Below are 20,238 nucleotides of genomic sequence, written 5' to 3'. Positions count from 1 at the left end.
AGGTTGTCGAGGCCGTGCAATTCTTTCAGAAGCCGTACTTCTCCTTGCGAAGACGGAAGGCGCGCTCGCCGCCTTCCATGACCGAAGTTATTTCATCCCGCACGGCAGCTACGTCGATGGCACCTTGTTCCTTGATATGGCCCGCAGATTGATCGACCGTGGTCAGATACGCGCATACCAGGACTAAATCGGCATCGCCATTCACAACCAAGTTCGCGTTGTGGCTGGAGAAAACCAACTGACGCCGACTCTTGGACAGCCATATTTTAGAGACGATCTGCTGCACGGTGTCACTGTCGAGGTCGTCCTCCGGCTGATCAATGATCAGCGGGGTGCCACCTTGGGAGAGCAGTGTCCCCAGTAGTGCTGAGGCCTGCTGGCCAGCCGATGCGGACTCGAACGGGATGTACTCGCCTTCCTTCGCGCGGTACTCGAAGTCTGGAAGATCAGACAACTCAGCCAGAGAGAGGTCGAGCCAGCCGTCGGGAGTGAGCTTCGAAGTGAACCGCTTCTGGTCAGCGACCGTGAATCCAAGCCTGGTCAGCGTGGGAGTCTGTTCCGAGCTGATCTCAGCATCTGGTTCGAGCAAGGTCAGTGACTCAAGTTCTTCGAGTACGGTTTCCCACGTTGATGCGGGATCTGACTCCTTCGCGAGCTCCTCGAAAAAGGCATCGACCTTGTTTGCGCGCACGTTTGAGCCCGCGATCAGCGCCTTGAACTTGGTCTGAACGGCATCAAACCCGCGGCTTGCAGACAACGTCGCGCGGATCAAGCCATCCGATGATGTTGTGAGCGCGTCACATTCCGCTTTGAGAGCGCTCGTCCGTTCCTTCCGCGCTGAAGCCAGTTCAGCACGGAACTCGTTGTGCTTCTCGTCTGGTTTACCGAGCGCGTCCCGGTCGGCGCGCTGGCGTTGAACGAGCTCGCGAGACGTACGCTGTTGCTCCTCTAGCTTGGCGAGTTCCGCCAACTTCGCCTCGTGCGCGGAGGATCTCTCCTTCACTCCGCGATATGCCTCGTCGTACTCGGTCAGCTTGGCTGCCAATGCCTCGGAGGGTACTGCGACCGCGCCGCCATCCTCCATCAGCGCAGTGAAGCCAGTCTCGAGTTCATTCACTGTTGTCCGCAACCGAGACAGGGCGTCGCGCGTAGCGTTGAGGAGCGCGTTCGTTTCGACAGAGAGACTCGCAGGCGCTGATGCTGGCAACACAAGATCTTCCAGAGAAGAGTCCAGGGATCTAACGAGCTCGGTGAGGCTTTTGTGGGCAACGTCGACATGTTGAAGCCAGCCAGTTTGAGCCGATCGTAGGTCGTCGTGCCCGGCCTTGCTGTCAAGAATCTGACGATCTGCTTCGGATATGCCTGCGAGGCCATCGCGCAGCGATTGCGCCTGTTCAGCCAGAGACCGAATACGCAGGTCGCCACGTTCGATTTCGGCAGACAGATCTCGGTGGCGCTGGAGGGTGCCGTAGTTCTCGCGAAGTCGACCGACTACCTCCTGTCGCTTGCGACCGATCTCTTCGAGCTCGCGCTGGATAGGCGAGGTGACGAATCGCAGAAGTTCTTCGACGCGGATCGAGACGCTGCTCAACTGCTTCTGGCTGTACGCCTGAATTGGCAGAAGACTCTGTATCGCTGCCTCTGTGGCCTTCTCGAACTGACCTTCTCCGACCTTGAGCTGGATCAGCCCATCACTCGCGTGACGACGAACGACGTGTGTAATCCCGTTGATCACGCAGTGCACCTCGACGTGGGCGTCGTAGGGCTTGAGAGTCGCCTCGACGAGCTTGCGCTGCCGCACCCGTGGATCTGCAACCTCGTCGTCCTCGGTTGCGCGGGCAGGCTGGTCGCATAGCGCCCAGCGGAGGTAATCGAGCAACGTCGATTTGCCTGTACCACGTCCGCCGATAAGCGCCGTGTACTGCGGGTTGAATGCGACGTCCACTCGACCCATGAACTTGCTGTTCGACACCACGACACGTGAAACCCATACATTCGGCACTGCCGGGGGAAGATGCGAGATTCGCGACTCCTGGGCCAAACATGCCTGCCGGATAGCTTCAGCTGTAGGGGTGGCCCACTTCACCCAGGTCGCGTGCTTGCCAAGAGTGGAGAAGTCAGCCTTTCGGGCATCGGAAGTCTGAAATAGCGCGAGGCGCTTGAAGCCCCAGTTGGCATCTCCGCCCTCAAGAATCCGCTTCTCGCCGGCATACTTCTGCCGATCCAGCTCGGTGATCGGCTTATCGAGGTATCCGCCGACAGCAACCATGTCGCTGTACTTTGCCTGAAATGACTGCCTCAAGAGAGTCTTGTGGCCGTCTGGGGTGACGTTCGGCAGGATGATGTACCGCCCGCGAAGCCAATCGTTCTTGTCGAGCTTTGCGTGGATGTCGTTGAGGTCGCCCGAGTCGGGCAGGACGACCGTCTGGGGCAGGGCATCGAGATCCGGATCGATCGGATCGAAATGAAGTGCTTTCAAAACGTCGTCGAGACGATCCGCCGCAAAATCTGCGTCGAGGATAAGAATCGCCTGGCATGGCACGCTCAGCGTCAGTTCGAGGGCGGGAAACACGGTCAATTGTTCGCGGAGCGGCACCGGAGCACCCTCTGAAGTCCGCTCTGCCGAAGCAGCCTTTTTGACGAACGGGAACAGCGCGAAGTCGTGATGATCCGAGATGGCGACCGCGTTGAGACCCTTCGAGCGGGCTGCCGAAACGAATGACGCTGCCCAAGCGTCACGCTCAGATACAGGGGGTCGATGTCCGTCCCATTGCGTGTCACGCGGGGTATGGACCTGGAAATCTGCACGGTAGAAATGGCCGCCGTTGTCGGCCAACTCAAGGGCTCTATTGGAGTCGTTAGCCATGTCTACAGACTTGCCCCTCGCGCTTCGGACTCTTCGTGTCGACAGCCCCAAACGCCTCCAACCGATTCGCGCGGTGTAACCAACTGGGCAACAAGAAGTCTCACAGTTTCCACGCTCCCGGGACTGCACGCGCATAGTCCTCGACCCCAATAGCCTCGAAGTGGCGCTTGGCGGACCTAATCTTGGCGAGTTCGCTTGGGCGTAGCTTCCAATCATCGAGGGTGCTCTTGGTTTCGCGGATCATGTAGATCCGATCCTGGCCTTCTTCGTGCTTAACGATCGCCCAATCGGGGTTGTACGGGCCAACCGGGGTATCGATCTTGAACTTTGACGGGAGCTTCATGAACAGCTTGATGTCTTCTCGTGAATCAAGCAGCTCGGCGAACTGGCGCTCAACTTCGGAGTCGAAGACGACATAGTCGAAATCGGTCTTCTGGGTATGCTGCACCTTGTACATCTGATCGAGGAAGCGCTCCTTCTCCTCCAACCCATCTTTCTGTAGCTCACGAAGCTCGTAGATCGAGCCAGCGATCTTCTCGTACTGGATGCCATCGACGACAATCTTGGCCAGCTCACCTTGCAGCGAACGCTTAGCCATCGCGATGAAATCGTTTGGGTTACCGATGAACTCGCCCAGCCGACCGCTGCCGATCAGGATGTCGACGAGGGTCTTACGGGTGAGGGATGTCGCCTCCTGAAGTTCAGTGATGATGTCGGGCAGGTCGTAGCTGCCTTTGAGGTCTGCTGAACGCGTGCCGAGTTCCTCGCCCCTGGCGCCGCCTCGAAGTACCTTTACACCGGCCCGGGTGACCTCGATGCGCAATGCCTCGATTTCAGGCGCACCCTTGATCGCATTGATCGCGTTCTCGACGATTTGGTCGTGGTCGATGCGTACCCGGTAGGTCGTCTTCTGGCTGATTGTCTCCCAGAAGTCTTCGAATTCCGGTGTCGCATAAAGATATTTGTTGAGTACGCGAGGTTTACGCTTGCTGGCCGGCTTGACATACTTGCCGATGTGCGCGCGGCCGACCAGCTCGATGATGGCCCCCTCAGCCCAGGCGATATCTGGCGGTAGGTCGATACTGAAGCCGAGCTGGCTCGGCTGGAACTTCGAGGTGACGGCGCCTTCCTTGTCGATGAAACCCTTGTCCTTCAGGTGTTCCCATACGAGGAGGGAACGCTGGTAGCCAAACTGATCCTCGGTGAGAGCGCCGCTCTCGTCCTGCCACGGGATTTTCGAGAACTCAGCTTTGCGTACCCGACCGATCTCGACTCCGGCGCGCTTGTAGTCCTTCTGGAGCTCGTCCGCGAACTTCGTGTAGGACTCATTCGCCACAACGGTCAACGTCGCAATCCCACGCTCAGCGACACGCGAATAGCCGTCCTGAGTCTTTGCAACAGGGAGGCGCAGGCCACGCCCAAGCGTTTGACGGCGTTCCATCTCGGCGCCCATCTCACGTAAAGTGCAGATCTGGAAGACATTTGGGTTGTCCCAGCCCTCGCGCAGGGCAGAGTGACTGAAGATGAAGCGCACCGGTTCCTTTTCGTCAAGCAGCCGCTCCTTGTCTTGCATGATCAACTCATAGGCATCGTCGTCCGCTTTCGTCGAGCCAGAAGTGTCGTGGAACTTGTCGGCGGCACCCTTCGCGCCTTTGAGAACGGAGAAGTACCCCCGACGTAGCTCCGACGGTTCCTGGGGGAGCAACTCCTGCCACTTCGGTGATCGTGCTCGTTCCTCGCTCAGCAGTTCATCGAACCACTGCACGAATTGTCCGTCCGCATCGACGTTGTTCAGGCCATCGCCTAGGAAACTCTCGACCTTGTCGATGAAGAAGAGGCTGAGAACCTTGATCCCCTTGGCGCGGAGCATCGAGTCCTTGCGCAGGTGCTCGCGGATGGTCTCGCGGATCATCTCCTTGTAGATAGCGCCACTGGATGCGCCGATGCTTTCGCCCTCGTTGAGGAAGCCATGTTTGGTGAGGTCGACATAGGCCGGCTCGATGCTCATTTCGTTGATTCGCCAGCCCTCATAGATCGGGTTGTCGGTGACGTTCGTGCCTGAAAGTTCCTTGTGCTGCTTGACACTCACGACGCGCCGCTCCAGCGAGCCATCCGACTTGCGGCAGGATAGCTCTAGCCGGGCCGACCAGGATGGCTCGCGCCTCACCTCGACGAGCCTGATATACGGCGCCGCGTCCGTGCCCTGCTGTTGTACCTCGGCAACGACTATTTGCTTCACCAGCCCGAGATCGTGGGCGTCGACCGGGTCGAGTCGATAGACAACATTGCGCTGTTTCTTGTGGGTCGCGCTGTAGCGCAGCGTGAACGCAGGGGCGAGTTCGCCAACGGCCGATTGCGAGAGCTGCGACTCCATATTCTGCGGCTCGTCCATGATGACGACCGGATGAGTGGCCTTCAGATAGTCGATGGGCCGCAGGCCGTTCAGTTTGTCTCTGGTCTGATGGATGACGCGGGTGTTTGCATTACCGCGGATCGAGTCGATTGTCATGATCAGGATCTGCACGTTCGTCGACGTCGCGAACGGCTGGACTTCCTCGGCACTCTTGCCGCTGTAGATCGACGCATCGAAGGTGATCCCCTGAGGTTTGTAGAGGTTTTCGAAATGCTCCCGCATAAGCCGGATGCTCGTGCTGACACCCTCCCGGATCGCAACGCTGGGTACGAGGATCACGAACTTGGTGAAGTTGTACCTGACGGCCAGATCGAAGATCGTGCGCAGATATACGTATGTCTTGCCGGTGCCTGTCTCCATCTCGATGTCGAAGTCGAGCGCGTCGTCGTAAAGCTTCGGTGCTACCTCAAGACCGTTTCGATCTTGCACGCGTTGGAGATTCGCGAGGATCAGGTCTGGGTCGAGCACTAGGCTGTTACCGACGGCGCCGACCTCCTGAGTGAGATCGATGTCGAACTCTGCCTGATCCGAACCTGGCTGCACAGCTGCACCGCGCAGCGTTGCGACGAGCTTCTCTGCATCCTTAGGTTGACCATCAAACAGGTCGACGACCGAGCCGATCGCAGCCAGCTGATACGGCTGACTAGCGTCGAATTGAAACCCTGACCCGCTCATCACGCCGTCCAGAGCTCAATGCCCTTGCTCTTTGCGAGCTGGAACAAATTGGTCTTGAGTTCGTCGTCGCCCTGGAACGCATCCTCGAGAACAATGATCCGGGTCGGGGACTCGTCGACGAGGGCGTGGAGCTGCTTGAGGGTCGGCTTTGTGTGTTCGTCCAGGTAGGCGAGCAAAGCGACGTCGCCATCGCGGTCACGAACAAGCCGGACGTCAAGTCCTCCGACCTCGCCCGTCGAGACAGCCTCAGTCAGCGAGTAGCCCTGCTTGAGCAGGATCTCGATCAGCAGCTCGTCGGCCGTCGCGTCGTCAGTGGCGCTGTCACGGAGGCTCAGCAGCTGCTGTTGGAGGGCGTCCAACTCAACATCGCTCGACAGTCGCCACTTGGAAAAGTTTGTGTCGGCGAGCTTGTACGCCCGGAAGCCGATATCAACGGTGTCGCCAGTGTCGAACTGGCCATCGGTGACGCCGGCGAGTTCTTGCCCAACGAGATCGATACGTTTCCTAGAGAGCTCGGGAATTGTCTTGAACCCAGCCTTGTGAGCTTCTGACCTCTCTTCGGTTGGCTGCGGAAGCTGCACCATGATGAAACGGCGACCGCCATTGTCCTGGGCATTGAGAAGCAACGCAGCGTGCGCCGTCGACGCGCTACCCGCGAAAAAGTCAAGAATTATTTCCCCAGGCCCCGACCCAACTTCAATCAGATAAGCGAGGAGGTCTATTGGCTTGGGGTAGCTGAACATCAAGCCCATTTGTGCGAGATCAGAACTCATTTTCTCAGTTGTCCCCAAGTTTCTGAGGACGGACAATATATTCCGAGCTTTGTCTCCGCGCTCACGTCGGTAATAAATTACTCCAGTCCCGGATAGGTAGAAATCAATTTCACCAGCATCGCCGTCAGCGAATTTGACGCACCCTCCATCGATAAACTGTTTGAGTTTATTAGCGTTCGCCCAGCCCGAGTAGAAACGGCACTCGCGCGTAAGCTTTCCGTCCTTTGCGTGCAGTTCATCGAATCTTAGTGGGAACTGGATGGAGCCGAAGCGCCTTTTCAGCTGATTGCTTGAGAGCTTATCGGTGCGCATCGCATCAATAAGCCCGGGGGGGAGGTCAGATGGTGGAAGCACGATTTCTGATTCTGACGCAACGGGGAATCCTGCCGGGAGTTTTATCTCACTTGGAGGGTTTGCAGAACCGTTCTTAGTGATGGAGTTTTCTGCAATACCCGCCCAGAGGTTGCTAGCAGTTCTCGTATTTGGGTCAATTGCGTAGCCAAATTGCGCCGCTTGGGAGTTTCGGGCGTAGGTCAAAATGTACTCGTGATTTATCTTGATCGGAAACTGGTTATCAGTATGCCCTTCCGTATTCCAAACAAACTGTGCAACAAAATTCTTCTCACCAAACACCTCGTCGCACAACCTCTTGAGGTTCGACGCCTCATTATCATCGATAGAAATAAAGATGAGGCCATCGTTCGTCAGCAGGTTACGCGCCAGTTTGAGGCGCGGGTACATCATGTTGAGCCAGTTGGAGTGGTAGCGGCCCTCAGTTTCAGCGTTGGTCGAGAGCTTCTTGCCTTCCTCGTTGACCTGGCGTGTCCATTCAAGGTAGGTCTCGAGTCCCTCCTTGTAATTGTCCGGGTAGACGAAGTCCTTTCCGGTGTTGTACGGGGGATCGATGTAGATCATCTTGATCTTCGCGTGGTAATGCTTCTGCAGGATCTTGAGTACCTCAAGGTTGTCACCCTCGACGAACACGTTCTTGGTGGTGTCCCAGTCTTTCGAGTTCTCGAAGTCCGGTTTCAGCGTCGCGGTCGTCGGCTCCTGCGCGGCACGGAGCGCACGCTTTTTGCCCGGCCAGAACAGCCCAAAGCGCTCGCTGCTGTCGGCTGCGTCTCCGTCAAGCAGTTCCTTGAGCTTCTCGACATCCACCTTGCCGTCGGCGATAGCCTCGGGAACTAGATCGGCAAGCTGCGCTGCCAACTCAGTCTGGAAATTCGCAGTGCTGGATGGTGTTTCGTAGATCTCGTCAGTCATTCAGGCGAATCTCTTTCATGATTTTGATAGTTTGCGTCGGGTTTGAGAATGACCCGTGGTCTTATGTGGCGATCCGCCAGCGAATCGTGAACAGGTGCTCGGTCTCGTGGGTTCCTTGGAGTGATTGCTCGATCAGTTCGAGGAACTTGTCCGCCTCGGCTCGGAGCTTCTTGCGCATCTCCCGAAAGTCCTCGTCGGCCTCCTCAGCGCGCTGCTCCCACTTGCGGGCTTCCTTCTTGAGCCGCAGCTGTTCCATCGGATCGTCGGCCTGCCGGGCGAGTTTTCGAGCTTCCTTCTCCTTGGCGCGGTAGTCGCGGATGGCACCCTCGTGCTCAGCCTTGCGATCCTGCTGGTTGCGGTAGAGCAGTTCCTCCTGCTGGTCGTAGTAGCGGGAGTTACGGCCCTGGACTTCCTTCTCCAGCTGAGCCCGCCGCGTATCAAGGTGTGACGTGAAGCGGCTCTCATCGATCTCTACCGGCTGTCCACCGACCTCGATACAGGCGAGGTCGAGGACGTCTGCGACGTATTCCTCATCAAGCCAGCGTCCGTCGTCGGTCAGCGCGCCGGCCAGCATGTACGACTCGGCGACATCTTCGTCGCGTGCCCTCATGCGAAAGGTCGCGAGGTTGACGGTCAGTTCGCCGCTGGTGCCTTCCAGCGCCCGGATGGCGCTGGAGACGCGCTCCGACTGCCCGAGTGAGAACGTCAGCTCGCGTGATGGGGTCTCGTGGGTCTTTGAGGTCTCGACGACGTGCTGGGCGAGGGGGCTCGCGTAGCGGTACTGGTGGGCGTTGTCGAGCGGCTGTGACTTGAAAAAGTAGCGCCCGGTCGGGGCGTCCTTCACAGGCGACTGATTCAGCGCGAAGGTGCGCCCCTCGCCCTCGAAGGTGGCGTGCTCGTCCAGTTCGTGCCGTGTCACCGCGAGCAGGAGGCGTTCGAACTTATTCAGCACTTCGCCGGACTGCGTGTCGTATGCCTTGAGTCGATCCTGGACGTGGGGGTCGAGGTTGTCGAAGACCTTCGCCTTAGCGCTGGCCATCTCGCGGGAGATCTCGCCCTCGTACTGCGCCTCTAGCTCCTTGAAGGCCGAGTCGAGTTCGTCAGCGCTTCTGCAACGGGTGAGGATCGCGCTGATCGTCTTCTCGAAGTCCAGACCGTCCTCGATCGCGCCGAGCACCTCATCGCTGGCTCCGAACACGCTTGAGAACAGCTGGAACTTGTTGGTAAGCAGCTCCAGGATGCGCTGCTCAGCGATGTTGCCCTTGTTCGAGAAGTTCACGACGACGACGTTGTGCTTCTGTCCGAAGCGGTGCACACGTCCAATACGCTGCTCGACACGCTGCGGGTTCCAGGGCAGGTCGTAGTTGACGAGCATCGAGCAGAACTGCAGGTTGATGCCCTCAGCTGCCGCCTCAGTCGCGATCATGATCGTGCCGTCTTTACGGAAGAAGTCCACGAGCGCCTTGCGCCGATCCGCGGCGGCTATGCCAGTGATAAGGTCGCCGTCCTTGTTCTTCTCCAGCCACTCCTGGTAGATCGCGTTCTGCTCCGGTCCATTGTTCGAGCCGTTGAACAAGACGAGCCCGTCACTCCGGCCGGCCTCGCGCAGCGATCGGGCGATGTACTCCTGTGTCTTGGTTGAGTCGGTGAAGATGATGGCCTTTTCGGGAGCGCCCAGCTCGCGCAGCCTCTCGAAGCCAAGGTCGAGGGCCTCACTGAGCTTGACGGCCTTCTGATTCTCGGTGATCGAACGGGCGAGCGCTGCATACTCGCGCAACTCCGCCACCTCGGCGCGCATCGCCTCTAGCAGCGACTCGTCCCGTGGTATCGACGATGCGCGGGCACTGGTACCCGTTCCGTCGATTTCCTCGGCCTCTTCCAGTTCCTCGCTGGTGATCTCGTCATCGACGGCGAAGTCCGCAGCCACCAGACCGCCACGCGCGTCGCGGCGTTGCCCGGCGGCAACCTCATCCGCGAGACGGTTGGCAATGTTCTCCAACGTGCTCGCGACGGCGTAGGTCGACGAACCGAGGCGCTTGCGGATGATCAGAGCAGAGAGGTGGCGCTGGCTCCCTGCGAAAGCAAACAGCTCGTCGCGCTGTAAGTAGTCGTTAACCAGGTCGTACAGGCGCATTTCGTCAGCCGAAGGCGTGAACTCGACCGTCAGCGGCAGCCGCTTGGTGAAGTGGATGTACTTGTCCGCGTCACGCCGCAGCGTGCGCTTCGAGACCGTCGCGACGCGCTCGACGAGGTCGTCATCGCCACCGATTTCGCGATTCTTGACATACCGTTCTCGAAACGCATCGAGCGAGTAGAAGTAGCTAGGGTCGAAAATCGACACCAGCCCATACAGTTCTTCGAGCTTGTTCTGCAGCGGTGTCGCAGTGAGCAGCACAGTCTTGTGGGCGCTTTGCACGATATGCGCCATTGCTTCCGCCACCTTGGTCTTGCCCGTCCAGTGGTTCCTAAGACGGTGCGCCTCATCTGCAACCACGAGATCCCAGGTCTTTAGCAGGGAGGTCCCGTGCCGGAGCGCGAACTCATAGGAGCAGATCAGCACTTGCGACGCGCGGCCACCCAATTGGTCGAGAAGTGCATCTTTGGATTTAGGGTCGAGGATCGCAGACGGGATCAAGAACTTCTCGTACAACTCCTGCTGCCACTGCTGCCGCAAGCTCGACGGTGCGACTATCAGGACGCTGCGACGCCGCTCTGCCCAGTACTGCGAGATGACGATGCCCGCCTCGATCGTCTTGCCGAGGCCGACCTCGTCAGCGAGAATCACACCTGGCAGGAACGGTGTCTGCAATGCGAACAGGGCGGCGTCGATCTGGTGCGGCTTCGGCTCCACCTGGGCGTCGAACAGCAGGCCGGCGAGCTTGCCGACATGATCGTTCGCATAGCTGCGCTGCAGCTCGTGAGCGTAATACTTGGCTTGATGGTCGGTGAGCTGAGAGGTCATCGATGCGCCTCCGTGCCAGCTATCACCGGCAGACCCTCAAACAGGGGACTGGGCCCTGCGATTAAGCAGACACTGTCCCGCGCGATCGATTCATCGGGGCGGTCGAACTGAAGGAGCCTCATATTCGGTCCTCGATGGGCTCCGCGATAAAACGCAAGATGTTGTAGTAGGTGTCGCGCATCGGCACTCCGTAGATGCGTGCATCTCGGCGGCGGGCGGTGAGATGAGTCATTGCCGTCCACACTCGGTTAGTTGCTCGCCAAGTATCTGAATCCACGCGGTCGGGGATGATTCTTTCGACCGCCGTTGCGACCAGGACGCTACGCCTACCTGAATCAACCTCCGGATCGGTTGCCACACTTAGAAATCCAGGGGAACACAGCAGTCGCGCGATCTTGACCTGCTCGGGGTACGTCAGGGGGGCGCAGTCCTGAATACCGTATTCGTTTCTGCGGCGGTCGATCTCGCTGGCGCCGATGATCGCTGCGCTGGCGCACTCCCGACCGATCAGCATGGGAAGCGAATCGTGCAGCACGTCGCGTACAGCAAGATGGCGACGGAAATGCCTCTCTGCCGCAAGCGCCGGACAGTAGTCGTGGATGTCTATCTGCGGAGAGCCGATCCAACGGCGGTGCCGCACGCACACAAGGCCGATGGCAGAGAGCGTTCCTCGTGCGTACTCGCCGTTGCTGCAACGTTCACAGAGGGTCCGTTCAGTGACCTCTTGGTCCAGAACATGTGCGGGCGTGCTGAAGGCATCCGATGGCAGATCACCCAGATCACGCCAGGCCTGCAGGCGATCGGGACTGAGCCGGCTCTTTGATTTGAGAGCGCCGCGTTCAAAAAGGGCGCGGTCGACATCCGAAGGTAAGCAGAAGTTCCGTGCAGCGTGTCGTCGCGCGTAGGAATCGAGGTTTTCGCCGTGGTACAGCCGTGTGCGAACCGGCAGAGGTGCGAGTCTCATTCTGCCCTCCTGAGCGGCATCGGGACCGCCGTGTCTCCCGCGACGGTCCGCGCTGCCGCCTCTTCCGCCGCGAAATCGGTGGAGGTCATGTCAAGCAACTTCCTGCTGACCAGCTCGTCGCCGTTCAGAATCGCCGCAATGGCTGCGTCGTTGAGGAGGGCTCGGAGCGAACCAATGGAGCCACCAGTGCGGTCATAGAGATAAGTCGCTTCCGGCTCAAGGGAGCCTGCCGCGTGCCGACCGAGAGGCAAGAGTGCTTCGATGCCCAGGACGAGCTCAGCCCACTTGTCGCGTTGCGCTTTTGTTCCGTACGCGTACTTCCGCATCTGATGAACAGCCATCCGCCCCTTGAGCTGGCGGCCCATGTGACCGGCGAACAGGTCGGCCTGTAGCAGGTCGATGCCTGCATAGATGAACGTGGCATCGAGTCGTTCCGAGAACACTTTCAGCGCCGATGCTGCCTCACTGCCTGCCTGGTGATTGGTCTTAAGATTGTGCACCTCGTCGACCAGGACGAGGGAGACCGAGAGGCTGCGCATGACACCAACGATCTGTTCGGTCAGATCTTGGGCGGTTGACTTGTTGGGTACGAGCAGTCCGAGGAAGTTGGCAAACGCCAACATCATCATCTTCGGGGTGGTTCCCGGTGGTACGACGGAGTACACGACTGGGGCAAAGCCGTCGTCGTAGCGGTCGAATTTGGCGCGCATCGTCCGCTCATGGCGGCGACCGATCAATAGGGCAGCAGTGGACTTGCCGCGGCCAGCAGAGCCTGAGATCGCAAGGCCACGGCGCGCGGTCGCCGAGGCAGCAGAGTTCCGCGCCATCAGTACACGAGTCTGGTGCGTAAGCGCCTCGGTGTCAGGCGTTTCCAGCACCACATCTGCGCCCAGCCAGGCGAAACGCTGCTGGTCGTAATCATCCTTCGCTGTAGGGGAGAGGGCCTTGATCTCCTTAAAGGTGAGGTGGTCAGGCTCCAAGTTCCGGCGATTGACGAAATCCCGCCATGCCTCCAGTGAGTCCGGTACGGCCACGGCTACTCCTCGTCCTCGTCGTCGATGCGTCGGGCGGCCCGGCGTGGTTTGGCCGAACTGCCCTCGCTGACCGCAGCGGCACTCGCGGTGGGGCACTCGTCGATGGCCTCGACAGTGCCTGGGTCGGGCACGACCGACAGCGGCACCACCGGCTTGTTGACGCTGTCGCGTTTGGCAGCACGCTGCTCTTTGACCGTGCGGGCTCCGCCGGCTTGGATGCGGTTGATCTCAGATAGCAGATCGAACCCTGTGGCATTGTCGTTGCGGCTCCGCATGGCTTGGCGGGCGGCGCGGAGCACGTCGAGAGAGAACGGAGCCAGGGTCTGTTTGGCCAGCGTCCATTCGGCTTCGATCCACACGCCGCGGAAGTGATCGCGCACGAAAATCGACTGCAATCGGTAGGGGTCATATCGGACTTCCCATCCATCGTTGGCAGGCAGCGGGAGACCGCTCTTGACGCCGCGATATGGATGAAGTGCGGGACTGTCGTAGTGCAGGCTTTCGAAATTGACGCCATAACCCTGAATCGTCCGGTATGCCACCGGCAACAAGCCGATGTAATCATCGCGGTCAAGCGCGACGTTGACTGTTGGCGCTACAGAGACCAGCGCCGCATACGCTTCATTTGGCGTGAGGTCCTTCTTCGGCATCGCGGGGTGGCGCAGACCTGGGTGCGGCTTGTTCTGCCAGACGCCGACAATCCAGAGATCGAGCAGATTCTGTACTTCCGCCAGCGTCCACACCGCTTCGTCCTCTGGCGATTCTCCGCGTTTGATGACGTTGGGGCCGACGTAGCCCGAAAGATATTGTGTGAAGCCACTATTGATCGCGGCGAATACCCGCTCAACGTGCGGTTTGTCGGTGGGCGTACGAGGGGATGCCTTGGTCACGCTGATTTGGAGGCGCTCACATGCGTTGAGAAAAGTCGAACCGACGTAGACCTTGCCGCGATCCACAGTGATCGACTCTGGGACGATCACCGGCTTGGCGGCGATGCTGGCCCGTATCGCTTCGTCGCCCTGAATCATGCCGGCGGGAAGGATCGACCGCGAGAAGGCGACCGATGAACTCCAGCCAGGCTGCATTGGCAGGGGAGTCAGCGCCCTCGCGAGAACGACCGCTGCATCGACGCTCTTGGTGGCAATGGGTCTTAGGATCGCCGCACACGGGGTCCGTGTCGCCACATCGAGTGCCACCGTCAGGTCAACACGACCGGTAGATCCGTCCGGGTACACCACCATGAGATCGAGCGGCGTGCTATCGATTTCGACGAGTTCGCCAGGCCGCGAGGGAGCCTGTCGGCTCCAGGTTCTATCGGGGCGATTGGCCTGTGTGCGCCGCGTTGTTGCGTTCCCGAACGGGTGGGCGGCCTTTTGCAGGTTGTCGAGCGCCCGATACATGGTGGCGCGGGAGGGGACAGGGACACCAAGCTGCGCCGCTTCACGGCTTACCTGATTGATGACCCGCGATCGGGTTCCGGTCGAGATCTTTGTCTGAGCCTTCACCGCACTTTCCATCAGTGACACGAGGGCGGGGTCGACCCGGCCAGTCGGAGATGTCTGTCGCTGCATGCGTCCATCGACCAGGCCGGCAAGACCATCCGTCCGGTAGGCCTTGATGTAGCGCTCCAGGCTTCGGTAACCGACGGGAGTTCCGGCAGTGACCAGCTCGACCACCTTGGCGTTGACCCGTTCCTTAAGTGGAAGGCCCGGGTCGTACTGCGGACGTGGCGGCGCCGCGGTGCCTTCATCGGGACTGTCCAGGTCGACCGGGATTGTTCCGGTCAGGACTTCGACTACGTGCCGCCGAAGGAACAGCACGCGTTCCTTTGCCGCCGAATCGAGCGTTTCGAGGATTGCGGCAGAATCAAGTCGCGGCAACCGGTCGGGCGTATCCGGAAGGTAACTATCGTCGCCAAGCAGGTCGGCGACGCCGACTTTGCGAATCCTGCCTGACATAAGGTCTTTCAGTGCAAGCTCCGGTCCGTCTTGAGCTACAACCTGCCACGACTGTCCGTCGTATTGCAGATAGTCGAACAACCGAACGGACTTCATGCCCACACGTCACTGGCATTCGTCAGCGGTCCGTGGAGGTCGATACTCAGTCGGCGACGCCAGATCAGGTGCAGCAGATTCGCGGCGGCAATCTCTGCACTGAGGCCAGACTGTGATCGCACGCGTGAAAGAGCTTGACTAAAGGGAATCGGGGCATCGAAACAGCCGAGAATCACCTCGACCATGTCAGGCTGCGGAGCGCTGCGATCGTGGCGGTATCCAGCTAGCCAGCGGAGATTGGCCGATACCAGCGGAGCAAGCCCAGTGAACACCTCATACTGCCAGCCGACCTGTTCGCAAACTCCGCGCGTCAGCGCGAACTGTTCAGCGTTCTTCTCGACATGTTCAGAAGACCGTACATCCACCAACCGGCCGTCGCCGCTGGAGAGGCGGACGAAGAAATCGGGGACGTGGTTTCGATGCCCGGATATCGATCGTGGCCACAGCAGGGCCAACGGCTGGGCTGCGATTGCGACGATGTCGTCGGCGGCGTCCGCGGCCAGCAGGTACTCGCGCTCAAGCAGCGACTCGAAGTCCACATGGCTGCGGTTTGTACTCGACCAGTACAGGCCTTCGTAGTTTCGTTTCCCAGGCCATGAGCAGAACTCACGGACTGGGGTGGTGCGTTCAAGTTGAAGCGATTCGGCGTTTGGGGATAGCGGGACATTCTGGACGGCCCCATCGACGCAGGCCAGGATCCGCGTCACGTCGGTCACGTTCCGCGGCAGTGAGCGCAGGCGTGGAGCTGCCATTTCGACCCCCTTCAACCACTCGCCGCGGACGGTACCCCTGGGGTCTGACAGTAACCGCCAGTTCAAATGAGAAGCAGGCAACACTCCGCAGTCCGCCAGATATTTTGCGAATACCGCCAGAAATACCGAGACGGGACACCGGTGCCGAAAAACGTTGGGTAACAATATAATACGCAGTGATTTACCTGACATAATGTGGCTTATCGGCGGTAAACGTGCGCTCGGTGCTCAATGCGGCCCACGAAGAGGGCCTTGTCGTCGGAGAGGTGTCGTTTTGCAGTTGATCGCCGACTTTTTCACCAGTCCGCCAACCATCTCATAGAGCTTTCCAGTCTTTCGCCTACCAAGTTGTGCGTCTCGTGACGCTTCCGCGCTCGTGGCGTAACCGGCTTTCGTGCCGATTCCGACAGCACGCTCACTTTCGGCGCACTTGCCCAACCCTCCCCGGCTGCCGACACATTTCGTCACTGTGACGTATTGGCGATTGCCTGACCCTGCTTGGCCCTCAATAGTTCGCGCGCGTTCGAGTCGAGTCAGTCTGTTGAATCAGCCTCCCAGAAAGCGACTTCCGCATCTGGGAGCGGTTCATCGAACTCGTCTGAGACAGAGATACCTGGGAGCTGTCCAAATGTTCGCTCCGGTGGCTTTGAGGCTGTAGCCGGTTCATCGCCGGCCTGCCCCGCTGCCGCTCCCTGCTGTTCGGAAGGATCCGAGAAATCGTGGTTCGTTGCCGGGGGTTGGTTACACATCCTGAGAAACTCGAAATTCTTCCGTTTGGGTGGACAGTGCCCAGCGCAATCCTTTTGTCACTGTGACGCTTTCGGCTCTATGACTTCCTCTTGTGGTTCGTGCTGCTGTGTCACACGCGTGCGCCATTTCACTCGGTGGTGATCTCGGTCTCGATAGGAATCCGCAGTTGGGTCGCGATCGGCGTGTATAGGTCCACGCCCTGCTCGGGGGTTCTGAGCGACAAGATCAGCGAGTAGCGCACCGGCACATCAATCCGATCCTGTCGCCTGTTGTTCTTCCACCACCCTCCCGCGGGGTAGATAGCCACGGAATTACATTGCGCGAGTTCGCTTCCGGTGCCGTGCCACTCGTCTTGGTGCAGCGATCCGAGGTGGCGCTGACGTTCCCCGAGGAGCCATCTCGCGGAGGTTGTTGCCGCACCCGACCTGCCGTCCTCCTGAAGTTGAGCATTTCGGTTGATTCGAGCGACGAACTGCTGACGCGTCTCCAGCTCACCTTGCATGTCGAACCGGAGCATGTGAGACGCGTAGGCATACCGCTGCCGCCACCCGCGTCGCGACGCAGACGGCTCGATGAAGTACGACAACGTGATTCGTAGCCGAACCGGCGCAGACCCAAGTTCTTCAAGTGCTTCTGTAGGCCACGGAAGCGTGTGCAGTCGGAAGCGCCGCATCGAGTAGTTGCTGCCATCGAACGGCACGAACTGATCCTGAGTGACCAGGGTGACTGCGCGCCGCGATGAATTAAGAACGGAGTCCTCTGCCGGGACGCCCCACCCGTAGCGCCGGAGCTGTTCGAGCCGAATGGCTTTCGTCTGGTCAGCTTGGACTTTATGGGCCATCGCCGGAGTCCATTCCGCCTCATGGGTCAGCAGGCCACGGATCGACTCAGGCCAGTAATCGGGGTATCGCTCCATGGCCAATGCCGCCAGACGTGCCGCTTGAGCCGTCGCGGCACTCGTGGCGTTGGCGGAGGCCAGTGCGACGTTGTTGCTGTTCCCAGTCGACCGCAGAGACAGGCTGGGGAGCTTGGGTTCGAACATTTGGGCGCCGTCGGTGAGGACGTTGCCGCCCTCCATACAGATGTCAGGCTTGATGGGCGCGCTACGGTGTCGAAACAACATCGAAGTTCGGCTGTGGGGCGAGAGATCACCAGGCTTTGCGAGTGGTGTCCAGCCTGTGTACTGAGGATGCTGCGGCGCTTCAGCCAAGTTGGTGAACGCGCCAACCGTCAACGCGTTCCATGATTGAGCGGGATCCTCGATCGCGGCAAGGTCGGAGTTGTCGGCGTGCTCCAACATGTAGGAGTCGACGTTGCCCGCAGCGACGACGATGAGGCGTGCGACATCGGGATCCGGCTCCGAGATCAGTCGGAAGTGGTCACCGTCGCGATTGGTTTCCGTGCCGACAGCAAGGGCATCGACGGCAGCGGACCACAGCGTGGGGTCCCCGGGGTTGTCAGGCTTGGTGCTCAACGTGAGGGCAAATACGCGCCGACGTGCAGCAGTGATTTCCGGGAGTGCCACCGCCTGGATCGTGGCGCTTCCGTAGTCCAACGGATCGATCTGCGCCTCGTCGGGACCCGGCTTCATGCGCACGGACTCCAGGCGATGCCGGAGCTGAACGGGGTCATTGCTCTGCAGGTCCGCGTCTAACCGATCACCGAATAGCGCGAGGCCGGCCATCGAGGTACCGTGCCCGCGCGGATCCATGTCCGCTCCCGAAGCGCCGACGATGGTGTGTAGGTCCTCTGGCGCGAGGGATGCCTCGATCAGGACGTGGCTACGCAGCACGCCTGTGTCCAAGTGGCACACTGCTGGTGCACTACCGTCGGCGAAAATCAAGCGTTCGGCCAAGTCTTTAACATATTCGTCCTGCCCAGCGGGAGGAAGGTCCTCGATCGTCTCGATGAACTCTGGCCTGCGGATCTCCGCCAGCGGCACGAGTGTGAACGGCAGCGGTTCGAGTTGGCTCCAGGTAGCCTCGACCCACACCACGAAGCGGTCACGGAACTGGATCGACCGAGGCAGCATCCGAAGCTGGTAGGTGTTCACAAACCCGTTGATGGCTTCGATATCGCCACTCGAGGTGTCCAGCCAGAGTTCCCACCAGTGCTGTCCCCGCTGCGGTGGGTCACCGTCAGACGTCCAGAGATCAGCGAGAACGGCTTTGCGGATCCGGGAGATGTTGGCGACGAGGTCTTGGTTCGGCGGGTGCCCTGTCTTGGTGAGGCCACTGAGGTAATCCTCGAACAGCTTCATGAACGCGGCGCGGTGCGCGTCTGCCACCCACACCGTCGCCCGTTCTGGGGCGGTCTCCGTAGCTGGCCGGACCGACAGCAGGAGCCAGCGGGGCTGCTTCGGCTGTTTCCGGTGGGTGGTCATTCGGTTCAGCGACTCGAGTTTCAGGGGATACGACGCGCCCTCGCCTTCGAGGACAATGATTGTTCCCTGCGCTGAGAGCTCATCGTTGGCGAGTTGGAAGTCCCCACGTTCGCCATCAAGTTCACCGAACGTATCGGATAGCTCCTGGTTGCGCGCAGCTCCGTGAGTACCGCGGTTGACTGTTCGGCGTTTGAATCCGCCACCGCCGCTGTCTCCGGAGTAGCGGTCGAAACTCTCGGCAGTGGCGTACCCCTGGACGTAGAGGTGGTCGAGTGCCTGGTCATGGTCAGGCAATAGTGGCCGATCGCCGCGCGTTCAACGCTGCAATGAGATCGTCGCGCTCCACCATCACATCACCTCGCATCAGGACCGCCTTGGCTGCCGATTCCGCAGCCTTCACCAGGTCCGCATGACTTAGTCCGTCCGTGTACTCGCCAAGCTTGGCCAGGCTTGATCTCTCAATCAGCGAGCCCAGCCGGGCACGCATCACGGCAGTGGCTTGCCGAGCGTCAGGGAGGGTGTAATCCAGCACCGCGTCGAAGCGCCGGAACAGCGCCTTGTCAAGGATGGATCGGTGGTTCGTCGCTGCTATTACGATCGATTCGGGGCTGGAGTTCTCGAGGAACACAAGAAACGAGTTCAGTATTCGTCGGGCCTCGCCGACGTCGTTCCCTGAGCGGTCCGCGCCGAGCGCATCGAACTCATCGAAGAGATAGACGCCACGTTCCGCAGCCACGGCATCGAATACGATGCGCAGTTTCGCCGCAGTTTCACCCATGAACTTGCTGAGCAGGGCATCCAAACGGACGGTGTACATCGGCAGGGACAGCTCGGTGGCGAGGACCGATGCGGTCATCGTCTTTCCGGTTCCCGGCGGCCCGACCAAGAGTAGGCGGTGCGATGGCGCGAACCCGTGCTCAAGCAGATTCTTCCGCTGACGCTGCTCGGCGAGCAACTGCTTGATCTGAGCAGTCCGTTCCGACGGCGCCACCAGTTCACGCAGGTGAACTTGTGGATGCGATGCTTCCACCAGTTCGGCCAACTCGCCGCGAACTCGTGGAAGTGCGGTGACGTTTGCAAGGGGCGCGCGTTCACGCGACGCGTCGACTGCTTTCTTTATGTTGGAGGCCAGGACGTGGTGCCCTTGCCGGGCCTCGCGTGCCGCGATCTGCAGTGCGACGGAATAAAAGGCGGCGTCGTCGCCGGCAGCGTGATTGCGAACCATCGCCGTGATGTGCTCGCCGAGGCCAGCCATGACGCCTCCCTTCTGGCGGAATGTGCTGCGTAGCGTAGATCGTACGGTCTGACGCTATGTGCGAAGCCGATACCTGGCCGATTAAGTCCGCGCG

The 20,238-nt window shown here is 59.9% G+C and carries 10 protein-coding genes; all 10 read right to left on the bottom strand.

Annotated elements, in window-relative coordinates:
* Positions 1 to 25: 25 nt before the first annotated feature.
* Positions 26 to 2,866, bottom strand: a complete 2,841-nt coding sequence (locus tag G6N07_RS09655) for a TrlF family AAA-like ATPase (protein WP_163784164.1) — start codon at positions 2,864 to 2,866, stop codon at positions 26 to 28.
* 100 nt (positions 2,867 to 2,966) lie between these two features.
* On the bottom strand, positions 2,967 to 5,954 hold the full coding sequence (locus G6N07_RS09650; protein ID WP_085192652.1) for a restriction endonuclease: 2,988 nt from the start codon (positions 5,952 to 5,954) through the stop codon (positions 2,967 to 2,969).
* Entirely contained in the window at positions 5,954 to 7,990 is a 2,037-nt protein-coding gene (locus G6N07_RS09645; protein WP_085192653.1) for a site-specific DNA-methyltransferase, read from the bottom strand. Before G6N07_RS09645 ends, G6N07_RS09650 begins: the two co-directional genes overlap by 1 nt.
* Positions 7,991 to 8,051: 61 nt before the next feature.
* Positions 8,052 to 10,952 carry an SNF2-related protein gene (locus G6N07_RS09640; protein WP_085192654.1) on the bottom strand — a complete coding sequence of 967 codons (2,901 nt, stop codon included), beginning with the start codon at positions 10,950 to 10,952 and terminating at the stop codon, positions 8,052 to 8,054.
* A gap of 118 nt (positions 10,953 to 11,070) precedes the next feature.
* Positions 11,071 to 11,916: a hypothetical protein gene (locus G6N07_RS19830; protein WP_179959973.1), complete on the bottom strand. Its 846-nt coding sequence runs from the start codon at positions 11,914 to 11,916 to the stop codon at positions 11,071 to 11,073.
* Positions 11,913 to 12,950: an ATP-binding protein gene (locus G6N07_RS09630; protein ID WP_085192656.1), complete on the bottom strand. Its 1,038-nt coding sequence runs from the start codon at positions 12,948 to 12,950 to the stop codon at positions 11,913 to 11,915. The genes G6N07_RS19830 and G6N07_RS09630 overlap by 4 nt, the downstream gene beginning before the upstream one ends.
* 2 nt (positions 12,951 to 12,952) lie before the next feature.
* Entirely contained in the window at positions 12,953 to 15,004 is a 2,052-nt protein-coding gene (locus G6N07_RS09625; RefSeq protein ID WP_085192661.1) for a TnsB C-terminal domain-containing protein, read from the bottom strand.
* Positions 15,001 to 15,711 (bottom strand): TnsA-like heteromeric transposase endonuclease subunit, encoded by a 711-nt coding sequence (locus tag G6N07_RS09620; protein ID WP_235849935.1) that lies wholly within the window; start codon positions 15,709 to 15,711, stop codon positions 15,001 to 15,003. Before G6N07_RS09620 ends, G6N07_RS09625 begins: the two co-directional genes overlap by 4 nt.
* A gap of 922 nt (positions 15,712 to 16,633) precedes the next feature.
* Positions 16,634 to 19,183, bottom strand: coding sequence for a S8 family peptidase (locus G6N07_RS09615; protein WP_064874032.1), 2,550 nt, complete (start codon positions 19,181 to 19,183; stop codon positions 16,634 to 16,636).
* Positions 19,176 to 20,144, bottom strand: a complete 969-nt coding sequence (locus G6N07_RS09610) for an AAA family ATPase (protein WP_064874034.1) — start codon at positions 20,142 to 20,144, stop codon at positions 19,176 to 19,178. The genes G6N07_RS09615 and G6N07_RS09610 overlap by 8 nt, the downstream gene beginning before the upstream one ends.
* Positions 20,145 to 20,238 lie beyond the last annotated feature (94 nt).

It is taken from the genome of Mycolicibacterium doricum (assembly GCF_010728155.1).
Classification (GTDB): domain Bacteria; phylum Actinomycetota; class Actinomycetes; order Mycobacteriales; family Mycobacteriaceae; genus Mycobacterium; species Mycobacterium doricum.
Note: the sequence above shows the minus strand (reverse complement) of the source record. Positions and strands in the feature narration are given on the sequence as shown.

Bases quoted from the DNA above. Each gene is read 5' to 3' on its own strand.
- G6N07_RS09655 (WP_163784164.1), bottom strand. From the start codon at position 2,866: ATGGCTAACGACTCCAATAGAGCCCTTGAGTTGGCCGACAACGGCGGC.
- G6N07_RS09650 (WP_085192652.1), bottom strand. From the start codon at position 5,954: ATGAGCGGGTCAGGGTTTCAATTCGACGCTAGTCAGCCGTATCAGCTG.
- G6N07_RS09645 (WP_085192653.1), bottom strand. From the start codon at position 7,990: ATGACTGACGAGATCTACGAAACACCATCCAGCACTGCGAATTTCCAG.
- G6N07_RS09640 (WP_085192654.1), bottom strand. From the start codon at position 10,952: ATGACCTCTCAGCTCACCGACCATCAAGCCAAGTATTACGCTCACGAG.
- G6N07_RS19830 (WP_179959973.1), bottom strand. From the start codon at position 11,916: ATGAGACTCGCACCTCTGCCGGTTCGCACACGGCTGTACCACGGCGAA.
- G6N07_RS09625 (WP_085192661.1), bottom strand. From the start codon at position 15,004: ATGAAGTCCGTTCGGTTGTTCGACTATCTGCAATACGACGGACAGTCG.
- G6N07_RS09610 (WP_064874034.1), bottom strand. From the start codon at position 20,144: ATGGCTGGCCTCGGCGAGCACATCACGGCGATGGTTCGCAATCACGCT.